Raw genomic sequence first — 20,048 nt, forward strand, 5'->3', positions numbered from 1 at the left:
AAATGAAGAAAATATGCCCACTATGGGCATATTTGTGTTATAATAAAATTTGGATAGTTCTAACTAAATGGAGCTATTAACTGACGTATAGGAAAACAAAAGAGAGAGGACTGGTGTAATGGCTAGAAACGGCTTTTTTACAGGTTTAGATATCGGTACTAGTTCAATAAAAGTATTGGTGGCAGAACATGTCAATGGAGAAATGAATGTAATTGGAGTCAGCAATGCGAAAAGTGCTGGCGTCAAAGATGGAATTATTGTTGATATTGAGGCTGCTTCGAATGCGATTAAAAATGCAGTAAGTCAGGCAGAAGAAAAAGCAGGAATTTCAATCAATCTTGTCAACGTTGGATTGCCAGCGAACCTTCTTCAAATTGAAGCAACTCAAGGAATGATTCCTGTAACCAGTGATTCAAAAGAAATTACGGATGCAGACGTGGAAAATGTTGTAAGGTCTGCTTTGACGAAGAGTATGACGCCTGACCGTGAAGTCATTACCTTTATTCCAGAAGAATTCACAGTCGATGGTTTCCAAGGAATTCGTGACCCACGTGGTATGATGGGGATTCGTTTGGAAATGCGTGGACTCTTGTATACTGGTCCAAGAACTGTCCTCCATAATTTACGGAAAACAGTTGAACGTGCTGGTTTACAAGTTGAAAACATCATTATTTCACCGCTTGCAATGATTAAGTCTGTATTAAACGAAGGAGAACGTGAGTTTGGTGCGACTGTCATTGATTTAGGTGGAGGACAAACGACAGTAGCTTCTGTTCGTAATCAAGAACTTCAATTTACAAATATCTATCAAGAAGGTGGCGACTACGTTACTAAGGATATTTCTAAAGTATTGAAAACTTCTCAAAAATTAGCAGAAAGTTTGAAGTTCAACTATGGAGCAGCTTATGTTCCTGCAGTTGGTGATGAAGTCTTCCATGTTGAAGTGATTGGTGAAGTAGAACCTGTTCAAGTATCTGAAAAATATTTGGCAGAAATTATTTCAGCTCGGATTAAACACATCTTCGACCAAATCAAACAAGATCTTGAAAGAAGACATTTGCTTGATTTGCCTGGAGGAATTGTCATCATCGGTGGTGGCGCTATTCTCCCTGGTATTGAAGAGTTGGCACAAGAAGTCTTTGGTGTAAATGTGAAATTGTACGTTCCAAATCAAATTGGTATCCGCAATCCAGCTTTTGCCCACGTGATTAGCTTGTCTGAATATGCAGGAAATCTAACAGATGTAGATATTCTTGCTCAGGCTGCTGTACATGGGGACCAACGTCTTCGTCAGCAACCAATTCAGTTCGAACGCCCAACACAGCAACCAGTAGTTCCAGCTTATGTACCGGACGAAATTGAACCTGTAGTAAACGTCGAGCAACAACATCCAGTTGAAGAACAAAAACAAGAAGAAAAAACTACCTTTACAGACCGAATGAAGAATTTAATCGGTAATATGTTTGATTAAGGAGTGTAAGTATTTATGACATTTTCATTTGACACAGCAGCGGCACAAGGTGCAGTTATTAAAGTAATCGGTGTCGGTGGCGGTGGCGGTAATGCCATCAACCGTATGATTGACGAAGGAGTTGCTGGTGTAGAATTCATCGCAGCAAACACAGACGTACAAGCACTTTCAAGTGCAAAAGCAGAAACAGTTATCCAATTGGGTCCTAAGTTGACTCGTGGTTTGGGTGCTGGAGGTCAACCTGAGGTTGGTCGTAAAGCCGCAGAAGAAAGTGAAGAAGTATTGACCGAGGCTTTGCAAGGTGCAGACATGGTCTTCATCACAGCAGGAATGGGTGGAGGATCTGGTACAGGTGCTGCACCAGTTATCGCTCGTATTGCTAAAGCCGTTGGTGCTTTGACAGTAGCCGTTGTGACTCGTCCTTTCGGATTTGAAGGAACCAAACGTAGCAACTATGCGATCGAAGGAATCAATGAGCTTCGCGAGCATGTGGATACTTTGTTGATTATTTCTAACAACAACTTGTTAGAAATTGTAGATAAGAAAACACCACTTCTTGAAGCATTGAGTGAAGCAGATAATGTCCTTCGCCAAGGGGTTCAAGGGATCACTGACTTGATTACAAGCCCAGGATTGATTAACCTTGACTTCGCTGACGTGAAGACTGTTATGGAAAACAAAGGAAATGCCTTGATGGGTATCGGTGTTGGTAATGGTGAAGAGCGTGTGATTGAAGCTGCTCGTAAAGCCATCTACTCACCACTCCTTGAAACAACCATTGACGGTGCGGAAGATGTGATCGTCAACGTTACTGGTGGTTTGGATATGACCTTGATTGAAGCAGAAGAAGCTTCTGAAATTGTTAACCAAGCAGCTGGTCATGGCGTAAACATTTGGCTCGGTACATCTATTGATGAATCAATGAAAGATGAGATTCGCGTAACGGTTGTCGCAACTGGTGTTCGTCAGGACAAAGTTGAAAGAGTTAGTGGAATTGCATCTCATGCACCAAGTTCAGCACGTTATTATCAAACTGGACCACGTGAACAACGTCCACAAACTCCACAATTTGATCGCGAATTCGATTTGAAGGAAGAAATCGACATGCCTACTCCTCAATCACGTGCTAAACAAGAAAAACCTCGTGGATCTGCGTTTGGAGATTGGGACATTCGTCGTGAAAACATTGTACGTCAGTCTGATACTAGCACTGGTCGTCAAGTTGAGCGCTATGTGGATTCTTCTTCAGAAGATGATGAGTTGGAAACACCACCATTTTTCCGTAATCGTTAAGAATGAATCTGATTGAAAATAAAGAGCGTATATTCTCGCAGGTTGCACAAGCAATGGAAACAGCAAACCGCACTGATCAGGTGAATGTAATTGCTGTTACTAAGTATGTCGGTATCGACCAAGCTAAGGTTCTGGTAGATACAGGAGTCCGTCATATCGGTGAAAACCGTGTTGATAAATTTCTAGAAAAATACCAAGCTCTAAAAGATGAGGGACTTACCTGGCATTTGATCGGTAGTCTCCAACGTCGTAAAGTAAAAGAAGTTATCAATTATGTAGATTACTTCCATGCTTTAGATTCTATGAAGCTTGCCCAAGAAATTCAAAAAAGGGCGAGTCACCCAATTAAATGTTTTATACAAGTTAATATCTCTGGAGAAGAAAGCAAGCATGGATTTGCTCCGGAAGAGCTCGATGCTCTTCTTCCAGAAATGGAAAACTTGGATAATTTACAAATTGTTGGCTTAATGACGATGGCTCCTTTTGAGGCAAGTCAGGACGAGTTGCAAGCCATATTTGCAGCAACTCACCAACTTCAAAAAGAATTACAAAAGAAACAGTTGAAAAATATGCCCTTTACAGAGTTAAGCATGGGAATGAGTCGTGATTATGATGTAGCAATTGCTAACGGTGCGACTTTTGTGCGAATTGGGACCTCATTTTTCAAATAGGAAAGAATTATGTCATTTAAAGATAGATTTGATCGATTGATTGATTATTTTACTGAAGATGGAGATGAGTACGATGTGCAAGAAGCGCCTGCTCAAGCAGTCGGTGCTAGCCAACCTGTATCATCCCCTAAACCAGTACAACCATCATCAAAACCACGTCCAAAAGCTGTGGTAGCTGCCAAGGAGCAGAAACCTACTCCTGTTGCAGCAAGTCGTCCACAAGTAGCTTCTACAGCAGTGGTTGAATCAGCTTCATCTCAAAAATCATCTTCTGAAAATATTACTCGACTTCATCAACGTCAACAAGAGTTGGCAAGAAATCGTTCTGCTGCAGATGAAAAGATTACAATTGATGTCCGCTATCCTCGTAAATACGAAGAAGCAACTGAAATTGTTGACTTGTTGTTGGCAAACGAAAGTATTCTCATTGACTTCCAATACATGACTGAAGTTCAGGCGAGAAGATGTTTGGATTATTTGGATGGTGCTCGCTATGTATTAGCCGGGAATCTACGTCGTGTTGCAAGTACTATGTACTTACTAACACCAATCAATGTCGTTGTGAATATTGAAGATATTCGCCTTCCAAATGATGTCGAAATTGCTGAATATGACTTTGATATGAAACGAAATCGTTAATATGTTTGTCCTACAATTAGTTAGAAATTTCTTTCAGGTTTTTGAGCTAGTATTAATCATCTATGCTTTGCTTAGTTGGTTTCCAAATGCATCAGAATCGGCTTTAGCTAAAATGGTTCAACGGATCGTCGAACCATTTTTGAGCCTATTTAGAAAGATTCCTTTGCAATTTGGTGGGTTAGACTTTACGGTCATGTTTGCCTTGCTCGCTCTGTCCGTAGTGGAACGATTTGTCCTTCAATTTTTGGTACAATTTATATGACCAAGGGATTTTATCAACACTATAGTCAAGAAGATCACGTATTTATCGATCGAGTCCTAGAATTAGTGGCTCGGGTAGAGCAACAGTATAGTTTTGAACTGACTTCTTTTTTAAATCCACATCAGGTTGATATTTTACGACAAATTGGTGCCCACCACGGTTTGCAGGTATTCTCAAGTTCAGAAATTTATCCCACAGAATATGCACGGGTGATTCTTGCTCCTAGCTACTATGTGTTGGATGCATCTGATTTTGAGATTTCCTTATTAGAAGTTCTCTATCCGGAAAAATTCTATCGATTAAGTCATTCTCAAGTTTTGGGCTCGCTTCTCCATCAGCTAGGCTTGGAAAGAAAGTCTTTTGGAGATATCGTGGTTGGGCAGGGGAAAATTCATATTTATGTGGATGCACGTTTCTCTTCCTACTTCAAAGAGAATCTTAGAAAAATTGCAAAAGCCTCTGTGAAGATTCGTGAGATCGACTGTCGAGACAGGATTTTTGTAGAAGAACCATCCAAGATCAAAGACCTATTGGTTACTAGTGTACGACTTGATAAGCTAGTAGCCTCGACTTTTAAGCTTGCTCGGTCTGTTGCTGTTCAATTGATTCAGTCTGGCCAAGTAAAGGTAAACTATGCGCCAATTGATAATCCTAGTCGGATGATTCAAGTAGCAGATTTAATTAGTGTTCGAAAATATGGCCGCTTTAAATTTCTATCAGAAAACGGCCAATCAAAAAGCGGGAAATACAAAATAACAGTTGAAGTATTTTCCAGTAGAAAATAAGGAGTAACTATGGCACTTACAGCTTTAGAAATCAAAGATAAACGCTTTTATGTAAAATTTAGAGGCTACGATGCTAAAGAAGTTGAAGAGTTTCAAGACATGGTCTACCGAGACTATGAAAAATTAGTTCGTGAAAAACATGAATTGGAAACAAAAATTAGTGCGTTGGAAGAACGCTTGAATTACTTTGATGAAATGAAAGACTCTTTGAGTCAATCAGTATTGATCGCTCAAGATACTGCGGAACGTGTGAAGCACGCGGCAAATGAGCGTTCAGAAACGATTATTCGTCAAGCTGAGCAAGATGCTCACCACTTAGTCGAAGAAGCAAAAGCGAAAGCGAATGAGATTCTCCGTCATGCTACAGACAATGCCAAGAAAGTTGCAGTAGAAACGGAAGAATTGAAGAATAAGACACGTGTCTTCCACCAACGTTTGAAATCAACTATTGAAAGTCAATTGAGCATCATTGATACACCAGAATGGGATGAAATTCTTCGCCCAACTGCTATGTATATTCAAACAAGTGATGAGGCTTTCCGTGAAGTAGTCGAAAAAGCTTTGGAAGAAACGGTTCATCATAACTACGATGATGAAGCAATTGATTTAACTCGTCAATTCTCACGTGCTGAAATTGAAGAATTGCAAAAACATATTGAAGCTGTAAACCGTGAATTGTCTGCGACTCAAGCTTTTGAAGGATTGAATGAAAAGGTTCAAGAAGCTTTGGAAGAAGCAGAAAAAAATCAAGTAGTTCAAGATTCTATTGAGGAAATTGTTGTAGAAACTCCTGAAGTTGATGATATCGACGCTCCAGAAGGGGAAGAACAACGGGAAACTGTTTCAATTTTATAATCTGTAAAAACAGTGACCTTATCAAATAGTTTTAGCGAGCAGGTGATGGTGGAAGACCTGTACTCCCTTTGTTAAGGTAGATCCTTTTACAAATCTTAGTGGTGAACTGAGTAACCACTAACGCTGGTCAGCGTTAGCGACAAAAGAGGAGAAAGAGACTAGTCTCTTTCTTGAATGAAGGTGGTACCACGACTTGTCGTCCTTTTTGGCGAGGTCGTGGTCTTTTATTTTGTATCATAATTTTTTATAGGAGACTCCATGAAACTCAAAGAGACACTAAATTTAGGTAAGACAGAGTTCCCGATGCGGGCAGGTCTTCCCACAAAAGAACCAGTATGGCAAAAAGAATGGGATGAGGCAAAGCTTTATCAACGCCGTCAAGAATTGAACCAAGGGAAACCTCATTTCACCTTGCATGATGGCCCTCCGTATGCTAACGGGAATATCCACGTAGGACATGCCATGAACAAGATTTCAAAAGATATCATTGTTCGTTCGAAATCTATGTCAGGATTCTACGCACCATACATCCCAGGTTGGGATACACATGGTTTGCCAATCGAGCAAGTTTTGGCCAAACAAGGTGTCAAACGCAAAGAGATGGACTTGGTTGAGTACTTGAAGCTTTGCCGTGAATACGCCCTCTCTCAAGTAGATAAACAACGCGAAGACTTCAAGCGTTTGGGTGTTTCAGGTGACTGGGAAAATCCATATGTCACCTTGACTCCTGACTATGAAGCAGCGCAAATCCGTGTCTTTGGTGAAATGGCTAACAAAGGCTATATCTACCGTGGGGCGAAGCCTGTTTACTGGTCATGGTCATCTGAGTCAGCACTTGCTGAAGCGGAAATTGAATACCATGACTTGGTTTCAACATCCCTTTACTATGCCAACAAGGTTAAAGATGGAAAAGGTGTCCTTGATACAGACACTTACATCGTTGTTTGGACAACAACACCATTCACCATTACAGCTTCTCGTGGATTGACAGTTGGTGCGGATATTGATTACGTCTTGGTGCAACCAGCTGGCGAAACTCGTAAGTTTGTGGTAGCTGCAGAATTGTTGAACAGTTTGTCTGAGAAGTTTGGTTGGGCTGATGTTCAAGTTTTGGCAACTTACCGTGGACAAGACCTCAACAACATCGTGACAGAACACCCATGGGATACAGCAGTAGATGAACTCGTTATCCTTGGTGATCACGTTACAACAGACTCAGGTACTGGTATCGTCCATACAGCCCCTGGTTTTGGTGAGGATGACTACAATGTCGGTGTTGCTAATGGTCTAGAAGTTGCCGTGACTGTTAACGAACGCGGGATCATGATGGCCAATGCTGGTCCTGAGTTTGAAGGTCAATTCTATGACAAGGTTGTGCCAACGGTTATTGAAAAACTTGGTGATTTGCTTCTTGCTCAAGAAGAAATCTCTCACTCCTACCCATTTGACTGGCGTACGAAGAAGCCAATCATCTGGCGTGCAGTTCCACAATGGTTTGCCTCAGTTTCAAAATTCCGTCAAGAAATCTTGGATGAAATTGAAAAAGTGAAATTCCATTCAGAGTGGGGTAAAGTCCGTCTTTACAATATGATTCGTGACCGTGGTGACTGGGTTATCTCTCGTCAACGTGCTTGGGGTGTCCCACTTCCAATCTTCTACGCTGAAGATGGCACACCAATCATGACAGCTGAAACCATCGAGCATGTGGCTCAACTCTTTGAAGAGCATGGTTCCATCATCTGGTGGGAACGTGATGCCAAAGACCTCTTGCCAGAAGGATTTACGCATCCAGGTTCTCCAAATGGAGAGTTCAAGAAAGAAACAGATATCATGGACGTATGGTTCGACTCCGGTTCATCATGGAATGGAGTAGTTGTCAACCGTCCAGAACTCAAATACCCAGCTGATCTTTACCTAGAAGGTTCTGACCAGTACCGTGGTTGGTTCAACTCCTCACTCATTACATCTGTGGCAAACCATGGCGTAGCACCTTACAAACAAATCTTGTCACAAGGTTTTGCCTTGGATGGTAAAGGTGAGAAGATGTCCAAATCTCTTGGAAACACGATTGCTCCAAGTGATGTTGAAAAACAATTTGGTGCTGAAATCTTGCGTCTCTGGGTAACCAGTGTGGATTCAAGCAACGACGTACGTATCTCTATGGATATCTTGAGCCAAGTTTCTGAGACTTACCGTAAGATCCGTAACACCCTTCGTTTCTTGATTGCGAACACATCTGACTTTAACCCAGCTGAGGATGCAGTAGCTTATGAAGAGCTTCGTTCTGTCGATAAGTACATGACCATTCGCTTTAACCAGCTTGTTAAGACCATTCGTGATGCTTATGCAGATTTCGAATTCTTGACCATCTACAAGGCTTTGGTGAACTTTATCAATGTTGATTTGTCTGCCTTCTACCTAGATTTTGCCAAAGATGTTGTCTACATCGAAGGTGCAAAATCTCTCGAACGCCGTCAAATGCAAACAGTCTTCTATGACATTCTTGTGAAAATCACCAAACTCTTGACCCCAATTCTTCCTCACACTGCAGAGGAAATCTGGTCTTATCTTGAGTTTGAAGCGGAAGACTTCGTTCAATTGTCAGAATTACCAGAAGCTCAAACATTTGCTAACCAAGAAGAAATCTTGGATGCCTGGTCAGCCTTCATGGACTTCCGTGGCCAAGCTCAAAAAGCTTTAGAAGAAGCACGGAATGAAAAAGTGATCGGTAAATCTCTTGAAGCTCACTTGACGGTGTATCCAAACGAAGTAGTGAAGACTCTTCTTGGGGCAGTGGATAGCAATGTTGCTCAACTCTTGATTGTCTCAGAATTGACCATCGCAGAAGGTCCAGCTCCAGAAGGTGCGGTGGTCTTCGAAGATGTTGCCTTCACTGTTGAACGTGCAGCTGGTGAGGTTTGTGATCGTTGCCGTCGTATCGATCCAAGTACAGCAGAACGTGGCTACAACGCAACCATCTGTGACCACTGTGCAAGCATCGTAGAAGAAAACTTTGCAGACGCAGTAGCAGAAGGATTTGAAGCCAAATAATAAGAAGTGAAAAAATCGAGAGTGGGACAGAAATCGGTCATTCGTTAGAATTCGATTTCGTCGTCCCACCTCCGCACAGTTGAGTAGGGCTATAAAAGCTGATGTAATCAGCGTAGTAGAGCCCACTCAACCACTGCGTCTTGCTCGACAATCCAAAGACAAAAAAGAGGCTAGGACTTTTGTCCCAGCCTCGACTTTTCAATAAAGAGGAACTGATGTGGTACCGGAAAGAATTTAAAGAACTAGAACTAAAAGAGTTTTACGAGATCGTTCAATTGCGTTTGGAAACCTTTGTCGTGGAACAGACAAGAATCTACAATGATCTTGATGCTATTGATCTTAGAGCTCTTCACCTTTTTCATCAAGACGAAAAGGGAAATGTAGATGCCTATGCACGGATCTTTGAGACGGGGACTACGATTCATTTTGGCCGAGTTGCTGTAGCCAAAGACAGTCGTGGCCAAGGACTGGGAAGGGCTATGGTGGAGCAGATTTTGGATCTGTGTGAACAGAGCTTTCCTGGGCGGGCCATTGAAATTGAGGCCCAAGAACAGGTGGTTGGCTTGTATGAAAAGCTAGGTTTTCAAAGGGTGAGCGAGCCTTTTATCTTGGCTTCTACCCCTCACGTAAAAATGATCTATCAGAAATAAAACATCCGTTCATCTCATTATCGAGGTGAACGGATGTTTTTTTTAAAAAAAAGATAGCAAAGAAAAAAGTAAGGTAGAAGAACCTTACTTAGCAATTGGGAAAGAAATTTCGATCAGTTTATCAGAGTAGAGGGTCTTTATAGCAGATTGGTCAATAATTTGAAGATCAATCTTGCGTTTTAAAAAGAACTCACGAATTTTTTCAACTTCTGTTTCACGAATGGCACGGTGTTTGTTACTAATCAGCAATTCGTAATGTGTAGGAGCTTTGGTAAAGATAACGTCGGTGTTACCAGCTGAATAGACCTCAACAAGGGTAGCATCGGTACTTTCTAATTGACTTTTGACCAGAGTAGCATGACTATTTGTTGTATTCATAAGCTTCATGTGAGATCCTCCTAAGCTCTTTCTCCATTTATTATAACACTTTTTTTTATTTTGTGAAAGAAGTCGCTTACAATTTTTGGGCAGATTTCCACATTTTGATGCCCCACTTATGACTTCCTCTTTTTAATCTGTCAATGGCTTCGTCGATTGGGAACCAAGCAATGTTATTGAAATCCTCTAGCGGTTTTTGAGCTTCTACAAAGTCAGTTACTTCATAGATATAGGCAGGATTATAGTAGTGGGTGTCGCGGTGACTAGAATAGAAGTACTCGTCTGCTTGGCCATAATACTCGCCGATGGTCGCAGTGAAGCCCAATTCTTCGATCAGTTCGCGCTCGAGTGCCAAGAAATGATCTTCTCCTTCCTCGATTTCACCACCTGGTAGGAACCAAGCTCCATTTGGTGCTTGGACTAGGATGATTTTATCCTTGGTTGGATTTGGAATTACCGCATAGACTCCATAACGATTGACATAGTCAACATTTTCTTCTTTTGTCCCAAAAGTTGCAACAGTCATATTAAAACTCGCTTCTTATTTTTTTATCATTATAACATAGATAGACATAAAAAGCAGTAGGAGATAAAAATAAGAGAGAGGGACAGAAATCGGTCATTCGTTAGAATTCGATTTCGTCGTCCCACCTCCGCACAGTTGAGTAGGGCTATAAAAGCTGACGAAATCAGCGTAGTAGAGCCCACTCAACCACTGCGTCTTGCTCGACAATCCAAAGACAATTGAGAGGCTAGGACTTTTGTCCTAGCCTCTTTTAAATGCAATTATTCAGTTACTTTTTCTGCCTCGTTTGCAGGTTTGGTCTTTCCTTTAATGCTAATATTTCCATTGCTGGTCATGACTGCCTTGAGTTGTTTTTCATTTGGATTTTCAAGGTAGTAATCGGTAATCGCATCTTCAATATAGTCTTGAATGGTACGACGGAGTGGGCGGGCCCCCATTTTTGGATCGTATCCCAGATCGACCAATTTTTCTTTCACCTTCTCTGTCACATCCAGATGAATCTCATTTTGTGCGAGACGTTGATTGACTTCATCCAGCATGAGAGTAACGATTTGAAGCAGGTTTTCTTTTGAGAGAGGTTGGAATTCAATGATGCCATCAAAACGGTTCATGAATTCAGGGCTAAAGAAGTTCCCGAGTTCTCCAAGTACAGAGTTGGTGCGACCTTCACGAGCTGCTCCAAAGCCAACATTGGCCTCCGCTTTGCCAGTTCCAGCATTAGAGGTCATGATGATAATCGTATCTTTAAAGCTAACGGTACGGCCTTGACCATCTGTCAAGCGACCATCATCTAAGACTTGAAGGAACATATGCATGACATCAGGATGGGCCTTTTCTACCTCATCTAGAAGAATAAGAGAGTAAGGGTTGCGACGTACTTTTTCAGTCAGCTGGCCAGCTTCTTCATAGCCGACATAACCTGGAGGAGCACCGACCAATTTGGCAACGGCATGTTTCTCCATGTATTCACTCATGTCAAAGCGAATCATACTATCAGCAGAACCGAAGAGTTCGATGGCCAATTGCTTGGACAACTCGGTCTTCCCGACACCAGTTGGTCCAACAAAGAGGAAGCTACCGATTGGACGGTTTGGCGTTCCAAGTCCTACCCGATTACGACGGATAGCCTTAGCAATTTTTTCAACAGCCTCATCTTGGCCGATGACATGAGCTTTTAAATCAGCAGCCAAATTAATCAATTGAGACTGTTCTTTTTCTTTCAAATCTCCAACTGGAATATTGGTCTTTTGCTCAACAATGTGTTCGATAGTCTTTTCGCTAATGACGGGCGTATCTTGGTCGGTGACCTGTTGCCCTTGCATTTCTTTGTACTTAGCGATTTGGTCACGGAAGTAGGCTGCTTTTTCAAAATCTTCATCCCGCGTCGCTTGGGCCTTGAGATTTTCGGCTTCAATTAAGCGCTGGTCAATGACTTTGGGATCGACAAAATTGAGGGTCAAATTCATCTTAGAGCCTGCTTCGTCCAAGAGGTCAATGGCTTTGTCGGGCAAGAAGCGGTCTTGGATATAGCGATTGGAGAGGAGAGCTGCAGCCTCAATAGCACCATCTGTGTAGTGGACGTGGTGGTAGTCTTCGTATTTCTTTTGAATGCCTTTAAGGATGGTAATGGTTTCTTCAACCGTTGGTTCATCCACCTTGACTGGTTGCATCCGGCGTTCAAGAGCAGCATCTTTTTCGATAATACGATACTCATTGAGTGTTGTGGCACCAACTAATTGCAATTCACCACGAGCGAGAGCCGGTTTGAGGATATTTCCTGCATCCATGTTGCCATCACCTGCAGATCCTGCTCCTACAATTTCATGGATTTCATCGATAAACAAAATGACATCTTCACGGCGACGGATTTCTTCCATTAGTTGTTGCATCCGTTCTTCAAATTGTCCACGAATCCCAGTCCCTTGAACCAGGCTAACAACGTCTAACCGAATAACTTCCTTGTCTTGTAATTTATAAGGGACATCGCCATCGACAATCTTCTGGGCCAGGCCCTCTACGACAGCTGTTTTTCCGACACCAGGTTCTCCAATCAGAACAGGGTTGTTTTTGGTTCGGCGGTTTAAAATTTCAATAACTCGGAGAATTTCGTCGTCACGGCCAATGACTGGATCAATGTCCCCACGGCGAGCGATTTCAGTAACATTAATTCCAAACTCTTCTAGGAGTCCTTTTGGTTGTTGTTTGGCTTGAGGTCTATTTGGTCCAGTAGCTCGACCGTTCCCATTTTGTCCGTAGCCATTTCCACCTCCATATCCTCCTCCTGATTGGGTCGGTGGCGTTTGAGGTTCTTGGGGAGCTTGGAAGTTGCCCAGTTGATTGAAGAAATCTTCAAAAGGATCCCGCCCTCCGCGATTTTGTTGGTTTAATCCTGCCAGGAGACTATTGTTAGGATCGGTTTTCATAATTTGATAGCAGTTCTGGCAAAGGTCTACTTGTTGTTGGTGACCATTCACATTCGTATAAAGATGAATGGTTGAATCGTTTATTTTACAGTTTTGACAAAGCATTCTCTTACCTCTTTCTCTAGGGTAAAAAGTGTAGAAACTATTGGTCAGAAATAGTCAAACTTTTATAGTTTCATTATATCAGTATTCTAAAAGTTTGCAAGAATTTAGTATGAAGTCCGGTTTTAGGCATGGAATAAAGAGGAAAAAAGCGGAAAAGTTGATTTTTATTGGAATTTCCTCCTTCTTTTATGATAGAATAGGAGAGTAGAAAGTAAATAGGAGAATCAAAATGGAATCACATTTGGTACGAATTATCAGCCGTTTGGAAGCAATGACAAAAGACGGTGGAAACTTAAAACGTAATTTTGAACGTGAAGGAGTTGTAGTCGCTGAAGTAGCTTACAACTATGATGAAGAAAATGGATCAGTATTTACTCTTCGTGATGTAGAAGCTCTTGAGACCTATACATTCGATAGCATTGACTTAATCGCAATGGAAATCTACGAATTGTTGTACTAAGAAGTATCAATCAAGAGGCTGGGACAAAAGTCCTAGCCTCTAAATTGTCTTTGGATTGTCGAGCAAGACGCAGTGGTTGAGTGGGCTCTACTACGCTAATTTCATCAGCTTTTATAGCCCTACTCAACTGTGCGGAGGTGGGACGACGAAATCGAATTCTAACGAATGACCGATTTCTGTCCCACTCTCTTTTTTGTTGGAATAAAACTGTTATAGTTTCTTCCTATAACCTTGTCTAATCAAGAAGTGTTAGGAGCAGGTTCACAAATCTGATATAATAGAGAAGATATTGAATAGAAAAGAGATTGAGATGACACATGTGATTGATGGGAAGGCCTTGGCAGTAAAATTACAGGGAGAATTAGCTGAAAAGACAGCACGTTTAAAAGAGGAAACAGGGGAGGTACCTGGTTTAGTTGTGATTTTAGTGGGAGAAAACCCAGCTAGTCAGGTCTACGTACGAAATAAAGAACGCTCTGCTCTTGCTGCTGGTTTTCGTAGCGAGGTGGTCCGCTTACCAGAGGCTACTACACAAGAGGAACTCTTGGCACTTATTGACCGCTACAATCAGGAACCGCTCTGGCATGGAATTTTGGTCCAGTTGCCTCTACCAGCACATATCGACGATGAGGCTGTCTTGCTAGCCATTGATCCCAATAAGGATGTCGACGGCTTCCACCCCCTTAATATGGGCCATCTTTGGGCGGGAAATCCAGTCATGGTTCCCTCAACTCCTGCGGGGATTATGGAAATGTTCCGGGAATACGATATCGATGTTGAGGGAAAAAGTGCAGTCGTTATTGGTCGCTCCAATATTGTTGGAAAACCCATGGCCCAGCTTCTATTAGCTAAGAATGCTACGGTAACCTTGACCCATTCACGGACCCATCATCTAGCAAAGATTGCAAGAAAGGCAGATATCCTGGTGGTGGCTATCGGCCGTGCCAAATTTGTCACAGCTGACTTTGTCAAAGAGGGAGCTGTCGTCATTGATGTTGGTATGAATCGCGATGAAAATGGGAAGCTCTGTGGAGATGTCGACTACGATACCGTGGCACCACTTGCTAGCCATATTACGCCTGTTCCTGGTGGAGTGGGTCCTATGACCATTACCATGCTTATGACTCAGACCTATGAAGCAGCTGTTCGGGCTTTGAAAAAATAAACCAGCTTGGATGAAGTCGGGACAGTGTTTGGAGCGATAGACAGATTAGAAAAATTTTGAAGGTTGGAACTTGCTTTCCTGCCTTTTTTTAGTCTAAACGTGATAAAATAAAGAGAGAAAGAAGGAAAGCTTATGTTAAGAGTTGACAAAAAATTGCTACAACAAGTTATTGTTAGTCGTCAGTCAGACTCCTACAAGGGTGACTATGGTCGTCTTCTCTTGATTGGGGGAACTTATCCCTATGGGGGAGCGATTATGATGGCTGCTCTAGCGGCCGTTCAAAGTGGAGCGGGTCTAGTCACGGTTGCGACAAATCAGGAGAACATCTCTGCCCTTCATAGTCAGCTACCCGAAGCCATGGCATTTGCTGTGACTGACCAAGATTTATTAGCTGAGCAAATTGCAAAAGCAGGCGTTATTTTATTGGGGACAGGCCTCAAGGACAATGATCTAGGGACACACCTTGTAGAGCTAGTTTTTGATAGGGCTCAGTCTCACCAAGTGTTGATTCTAGATGGCGGAGCAATTAGTATCTATACTCGCTTAGCTTTGCCTCTTCCTCAAGCTCAGTTGGTTTTCACTCCTCATCAGAAAGAATGGGAGGCGATGTCAGGTCTAGCAATTGGGGAACAAGGAGAAGATAGGACACAAATGGCTGTGGGAAAACTTCCAGAAGGATCTATCTTAGTTCAAAAGGGACCTCAGACCAAGATTTGGCAACAAGGACAACCAGACTATTACCAACTAACAGTTGGGGGACCTTACCAGGCAACTGGAGGTATGGGCGATACCTTGGCAGGGATGATTGCAGGCTTTGCGGGACAATTTCCACAGGTTGGACTCTATGAGCGCGTGGCAGTCGCGACCTACCTTCATTCAGCTATTGCTGAAGACTTGAGCAAGGAGGCTTATATAGTTTTACCGACAAGCATTAGCAAAGAAATCCCAAAATGGATGAAGAAGTGGAGTGACAATTTAAACGAAAATGTTGAAAATGAAACGTTTTCATGGTAGTATGGATGAAAGGAGGTGAAAAAATGAATGAGCAAAAAAAAGTCGATTACCATGAAGGATGTTGCAGCAGAAGCTGGAGTTAGTGTTGGGACAGTCTCTCGTGTCATCAATAATGAAAAAGGCATTAAAGAGGTGACCTTAAAAAAAGTTCAACAAGCAATTGAAAAACTTTCTTATGTCCCAGATGAATATGCGAGAGGATTAAAAACGAATCGTAGTAATATTATTGCTTTACTCATTCCAACTATATGGCATCCTTTCTTTTCTGAATTTGCTTATCATGTTGAAAAAGAACTATTAAAAAATCAATATAAATTATTAATTTGTAATGCTGATAAAGATTCTAAAAATGAGATAGAATACATAAAATTACTTGAGAAAAATAAAGTAGATGGAATTATAGGGATCACCTATTCAGATATTGATAAGTATGTTTCATCAAATTTACCTTTTGTCAGTATTGACCGTCATTTTTCTGAAAATGTCTATTACGTAACTTCTGAAAATTTTCATGGTGGTCAACTAGCTTGCCGCGAATTAGTCAAACGCGATTGTCAAAATCTAGCTTACATTAGTGGTGTGAACAAACATTTGAATGAAACAACGGAACGGGGGAGAGGTTTCAAAGCGGAGGCTAAACAGAAAAATACGAACCTTTATTGTCTTGAAATGCCGGAACCACTGAATCAAGCAGAAGAGCAAATAAGAACCTTTTTTGAAAAGCATCCTCAGATTGATGGGATTTTCACAGTAAATGATTTTATGGCCCTTCGTGTGATAAAAGTTTTAGGGGAGATGGGAAAAACTCCTGTAGAAGATTATCAGATTATTGGTTTTGATGGATTAAGACCAGCTTTTGATCAACCTTACTTACTTTCTACGATTGTTCAACAAATAGCTCAGATGGCTCAAGCAGCAGTTGAACTATTGCTTAAATTAATTCGTGAAGAAAAAATAGATCAGAATGTAATTAGTTTACCGGTACTTTTTTTTGAAGGAAACACAACAAAAAAATTATAAAAAGTGCTTGACAAATTATGAAAACGCTGTTATAATTTAGCTATAAAATGAAACGTTTCAAAAAACTCAACTATTTTAGCTTGAGTTAAAAAAAACAAATAAAAAATGAAACGTTTCAAAAAGGAGGACGCTATGCGTAAAGGTATTAAGTTATCTGTAGTTGCAGCACTATCATTAGGATTGCTTGCAGGATGTGGTGGGGGATCAAAATCCAAAACTGCAAGTTCTTCGGACGAAATAAAAGTCTGGGTTCAATTCTCAGATGAAACAGCTGAGGGAAAAGCTTGGCAACAAGTTGTTGATAATTTCAACAAGTCAAAGAAAACCAAATACAAGGTTGTGACAGAGTATATTCCACGTAGTGGTAGCGGTGGAGGATATGAAGATAAGGTAAACGCTGCTATTACGACAAATAGTTTACCAGATGTTATTACGCTAGATGGTCCAAATACTGCTGCCTATGCAAAATCAAAAGTGATTGCTCCCTTGGATGATTATCTAAAGGACAATGACATGGATGATGTACTGGACAGTATTAAGCAACAGGGAACTTATGATGGTAAATTCTATGCGTTTGGTTTTTCTGAATCAAATGTAGGTGTTTACTATAACAAAAAGATGTTTAAGGAAGCAGGAATTGATGAAGCGAGTTTGCCAACCCTTGAAAAACCATGGACATGGTCTGAGTTTAATGCTATTGCTAAAAAATTAAAAGATCATTTTAATAAACCAGCAATAGATTTCCGTTTGAATTCAAATGATGAGATGTTACCATATGCTTATATGCCACTTATTTGGTCAAATGGTGGGTCTGTAGTAAATTCTAAAGGGACAAAAGCTGAAGGTTACTTCAACAGTAAGGAAAGTGTTGAAGCTGTTCAATTTATTCAAAATCTAGTAAAAGAGGATTACACTACAGTTAGTCCTGTTGAAAAAGGATTTGAAACAGGTGAGTATCCGATGGTTCTAAGCGGGTCTTGGACGATTGGGGATCTACAAACAAATTACAAAGATATTGATTTTGGTATTCTTCCTTATCCAGTTTCAGATAAAACGAAGAAATTGGTCTCACCTTCAGGTAGTTGGCAATTAGCTGTTACGACAAAATCTGATAAAAAAGAAGCTGCTGCTGAATTTGTTAAGTTTGCAACAAATACAGAATCTAGTGAAATTATAAGCTTGGGGAACAGTGTTCTTCCAATCAGAAAATCAACAATTAAAAATATTAAGGATAAAGTATCTGAACCATTGCGCTTCTTGATGGAACAAAATGCTGCATCAGCTCATCCTCGTCCAGTTGTAGTAGCTTATCCACAAGTTTCACGCGCTTTCCAACAAGCGATGCAAGATATCAGCTATTATAAAGATAATCCAGATGTACAAAAAGTATTAGATGCTCGTACGAAAGAAATGCAAACAGCAATCGACCAATCTTTAAATAAATAGTTGATATTCAAAAGGTGGAAGGAAAGTTATGAAATGTACCTTCCACCTTATTTTATTTAATGATTTCATCTTAGGAGACGAACAATGAGCGAAACAAAGAAAGTCGAAACAAAAAAGAAAGAACGTCTTAAAGAAAATATTATGGGCTATAGCTTTTTAGCTCCAGCCTTAGTATTACTTTTTATTTTTTTAGTGATACCTGTTGGTATGGTCATCTATTATGCCTTTACAGATTATTACCTATTGACCCCAGAGGACAGAAAATTTGTAGGGCTACAAAATTTTATGCGCTTAGCACAAGATCCAATCTTTATAAAAAGTTTCTTGAATACCTTGAAATTTGTAGTTTGGATTATTCCAGTGCAACTTGGAGCGGCTCTCGGTATGGCCTTAATTGTTAATAAGAAACGTAAAGGAAATATGTTCTTTAAGGTAGCATTTTTTGCTCCTGTTGTGATGTCTCTTGTCGTTATATCTATCCTCTGGTTATACTTGTTAAATCCAAATAATGGTTTGCTCAATGCTCTACTGAATAAAATTGGTATTTCTTCACAACCATTTTTGACAAGTCCAAAACAGGCCATGTATGCCATTGTATTTGTTTCTGCATGGCAAGGTGCAGGGTATCAAATGTTGTTATTCCTTGGAGGAATGCAAAATATTCCACAAGATATTTATGAGGCGGCAGAGTTGGATGGATTTTCAAAATGGGCTCAATTTAGATATATCACAATGCCTTTATTAAAACCAACGGCCTTGTTTGTCCTATTGACAACGTTGATTTCAGCCTTTAAATTGATTGTGCAGCCAATGGTCATGACTCAAGGTGGACCTCTGAACTCGACAATCACTATGGTATATTATATTTACCAACAAGGTTTCACAGACCGTCTCGTTGGTTATTCAAGTTCTATTGCCCTAGTATTTACAACATTGATTGGTATGATTAGTCTTGTACAACGGCGAGTTTTGAAGGAGGACGATTAGGATGAAACGTTTAAAACCGACTACTATTTTAGAATATATTTTATTAATTCTATTAGCAGGCCTCTTTCTATTTCCTATGATCTGGATGGTGGTTTCAGCTATGAAACCAGAAGCAGATGTGTACAAGAATTTAACAAGTTGGAAAGCATTCTTACCTAGTTTAAATCCAGCTGATTGGTTTAAACCATACCAAGAAGTTCTTTCGCGTTTTAGTATTCTAACATACCTGGGGAACAGTATTTTTTATGCAGGAACATTTGCACTTGGTTCTATTATTGTTAATGCCTTAGCGGGATTTGCATTTGCAAAAATTAATTTTACAGGTAAAAAAATTCTGTTTGGATTTTTATTAGCCTTGTTAATTATTCCGATTGAAACAGTTTTGATTCCTCAATTTACAATTATTAATTCACTTGGCTTAGTCAATAATCGTTTAGCGGTTATTATCCCTGGATTAGCTAGTGTCTTTAATATCTATCTTTTCCGAAACTTCTTTATTGCCATTCCAGAAGAAATTATCGAATCTGCAAAAATAGATGGTGCAAGTATCTTGCGGATCTTTTTCAAGATTATGTTGCCTATGTCGAAACCAGCAGTTGCCACAGTCGGTGTTCTTTCCTTTATTTCTAGTTGGAATGATTATATCTGGCCATTGATGGTGTTAACCGATTCTTCAAAATTTTCAATGCAGGTTGCGATTACAACCATTAATACAACTCAACCAGTTTATATTAATCAAGTGATGGCTGTTTTGACAATTTCTACAATTCCACTTATTCTAGTATATATCGTAGCACAAAAATATATTATTCAAGGTTTAGGTGGGTCTGGAACAGGTATTAAGTAG

General features: G+C 40.5%; 19 protein-coding genes and 1 other annotated feature. Of the genes, 16 read left to right on the forward strand and 3 right to left on the reverse strand.

The window, feature by feature from the left end; all coding sequences use genetic code 11:
• Positions 1-118 precede the first annotated feature (118 nt).
• The 9 genes from ftsA to N596_RS00330 all read left to right on the forward strand — a co-directional run bounded on the left by ftsA (position 119) and on the right by N596_RS00330 (position 9,677).
• Complete coding sequence (gene ftsA / locus N596_RS00290) at positions 119-1,471, forward strand: cell division protein FtsA (RefSeq protein WP_023026449.1); 1,353 nt, start codon at positions 119-121, stop codon at positions 1,469-1,471.
• A 15-nt stretch (positions 1,472-1,486) separates the two neighbouring features.
• Positions 1,487-2,764 (forward strand): cell division protein FtsZ, encoded by a 1,278-nt coding sequence (ftsZ, locus tag N596_RS00295; protein WP_023022471.1) that lies wholly within the window; start codon positions 1,487-1,489, stop codon positions 2,762-2,764.
• Positions 2,765-2,766: 2 nt separating this feature from the next.
• Entirely contained in the window at positions 2,767-3,435 is a 669-nt protein-coding gene (locus N596_RS00300) for a YggS family pyridoxal phosphate-dependent enzyme (RefSeq protein WP_023026450.1), read from the forward strand.
• Positions 3,436-3,444: 9 nt separating this feature from the next.
• The gene (gene sepF, locus N596_RS00305) at positions 3,445-4,074 is read left to right on the forward strand and encodes a cell division protein SepF (RefSeq protein ID WP_023026451.1); all 630 of its coding nucleotides are present in this window, start codon (positions 3,445-3,447) and stop codon (positions 4,072-4,074) included.
• A 1-nt stretch (position 4,075) separates the two neighbouring features.
• Positions 4,076-4,336, forward strand: coding sequence for a YggT family protein (locus tag N596_RS00310; protein ID WP_006596781.1), 261 nt, complete (start codon positions 4,076-4,078; stop codon positions 4,334-4,336).
• A complete protein-coding gene (locus N596_RS00315) occupies positions 4,333-5,121 on the forward strand; it encodes a YlmH family RNA-binding protein (RefSeq protein WP_023026452.1) in 789 nt (262 codons plus the stop codon). Before N596_RS00310 ends, N596_RS00315 begins: the two co-directional genes overlap by 4 nt.
• 9 nt (positions 5,122-5,130) lie before the next feature.
• Entirely contained in the window at positions 5,131-5,976 is an 846-nt protein-coding gene (locus N596_RS00320) for a DivIVA domain-containing protein (protein ID WP_023026453.1), read from the forward strand.
• Positions 5,967-6,183: a binding site (T-box leader), on the forward strand. (Overlaps the previous gene by 10 nt.)
• A 51-nt stretch (positions 6,184-6,234) precedes the next feature.
• Positions 6,235-9,027: an isoleucine--tRNA ligase gene (gene ileS, locus N596_RS00325; RefSeq protein ID WP_023026454.1), complete on the forward strand. Its 2,793-nt coding sequence runs from the start codon at positions 6,235-6,237 to the stop codon at positions 9,025-9,027.
• A 215-nt stretch (positions 9,028-9,242) separates the two neighbouring features.
• Positions 9,243-9,677, forward strand: a complete 435-nt coding sequence (locus tag N596_RS00330) for a GNAT family N-acetyltransferase (protein WP_023022484.1) — start codon at positions 9,243-9,245, stop codon at positions 9,675-9,677.
• A gap of 84 nt (positions 9,678-9,761) precedes the next feature.
• On the opposite strand, the gene N596_RS00335 is transcribed toward N596_RS00330, so the two are convergent.
• From N596_RS00335 to N596_RS00345, 3 genes are all read right to left on the reverse strand, one after another.
• A complete protein-coding gene (locus N596_RS00335) occupies positions 9,762-10,064 on the reverse strand; it encodes a DUF1827 family protein (RefSeq protein ID WP_006596776.1) in 303 nt (100 codons plus the stop codon).
• Between the two features lie 67 nt (positions 10,065-10,131).
• Positions 10,132-10,581 carry an NUDIX hydrolase gene (locus N596_RS00340; RefSeq protein ID WP_023022485.1) on the reverse strand — a complete coding sequence of 150 codons (450 nt, stop codon included), beginning with the start codon at positions 10,579-10,581 and terminating at the stop codon, positions 10,132-10,134.
• A gap of 260 nt (positions 10,582-10,841) precedes the next feature.
• Complete coding sequence (locus N596_RS00345; RefSeq protein ID WP_023022487.1) at positions 10,842-13,109, reverse strand: ATP-dependent Clp protease ATP-binding subunit; 2,268 nt, start codon at positions 13,107-13,109, stop codon at positions 10,842-10,844.
• Positions 13,110-13,338: 229 nt separating this feature from the next.
• Between N596_RS00345 and N596_RS00350 the strand changes: the two genes are divergently transcribed.
• From N596_RS00350 to N596_RS00380, 7 genes are all read left to right on the forward strand, one after another.
• Positions 13,339-13,569, forward strand: coding sequence for a DUF1797 family protein (locus N596_RS00350; RefSeq protein ID WP_023026455.1), 231 nt, complete (start codon positions 13,339-13,341; stop codon positions 13,567-13,569).
• Positions 13,570-13,879: 310 nt separating this feature from the next.
• Positions 13,880-14,734 carry a bifunctional methylenetetrahydrofolate dehydrogenase/methenyltetrahydrofolate cyclohydrolase gene (locus tag N596_RS00355; protein WP_023022489.1) on the forward strand — a complete coding sequence of 285 codons (855 nt, stop codon included), beginning with the start codon at positions 13,880-13,882 and terminating at the stop codon, positions 14,732-14,734.
• Positions 14,735-14,866: 132 nt separating this feature from the next.
• Positions 14,867-15,748, forward strand: coding sequence for an NAD(P)H-hydrate dehydratase (locus N596_RS00360; protein WP_023026456.1), 882 nt, complete (start codon positions 14,867-14,869; stop codon positions 15,746-15,748).
• A gap of 27 nt (positions 15,749-15,775) precedes the next feature.
• Positions 15,776-16,768 (forward strand): LacI family DNA-binding transcriptional regulator, encoded by a 993-nt coding sequence (locus N596_RS00365; protein WP_023026458.1) that lies wholly within the window; start codon positions 15,776-15,778, stop codon positions 16,766-16,768.
• Positions 16,769-16,900: 132 nt separating this feature from the next.
• Complete coding sequence (locus N596_RS00370; protein ID WP_042360999.1) at positions 16,901-18,214, forward strand: ABC transporter substrate-binding protein; 1,314 nt, start codon at positions 16,901-16,903, stop codon at positions 18,212-18,214.
• Positions 18,215-18,298: 84 nt separating this feature from the next.
• Positions 18,299-19,201, forward strand: a complete 903-nt coding sequence (locus N596_RS00375) for a carbohydrate ABC transporter permease (RefSeq protein WP_009732413.1) — start codon at positions 18,299-18,301, stop codon at positions 19,199-19,201.
• Position 19,202: 1 nt separating this feature from the next.
• The gene (locus N596_RS00380) at positions 19,203-20,048 is read left to right on the forward strand and encodes a carbohydrate ABC transporter permease (protein ID WP_023026462.1); all 846 of its coding nucleotides are present in this window, start codon (positions 19,203-19,205) and stop codon (positions 20,046-20,048) included.

The sequence above is a fragment of the Streptococcus ilei genome, from assembly GCF_000479335.1.
Classification (GTDB): Bacteria; Bacillota; Bacilli; order Lactobacillales; family Streptococcaceae; genus Streptococcus; species Streptococcus ilei.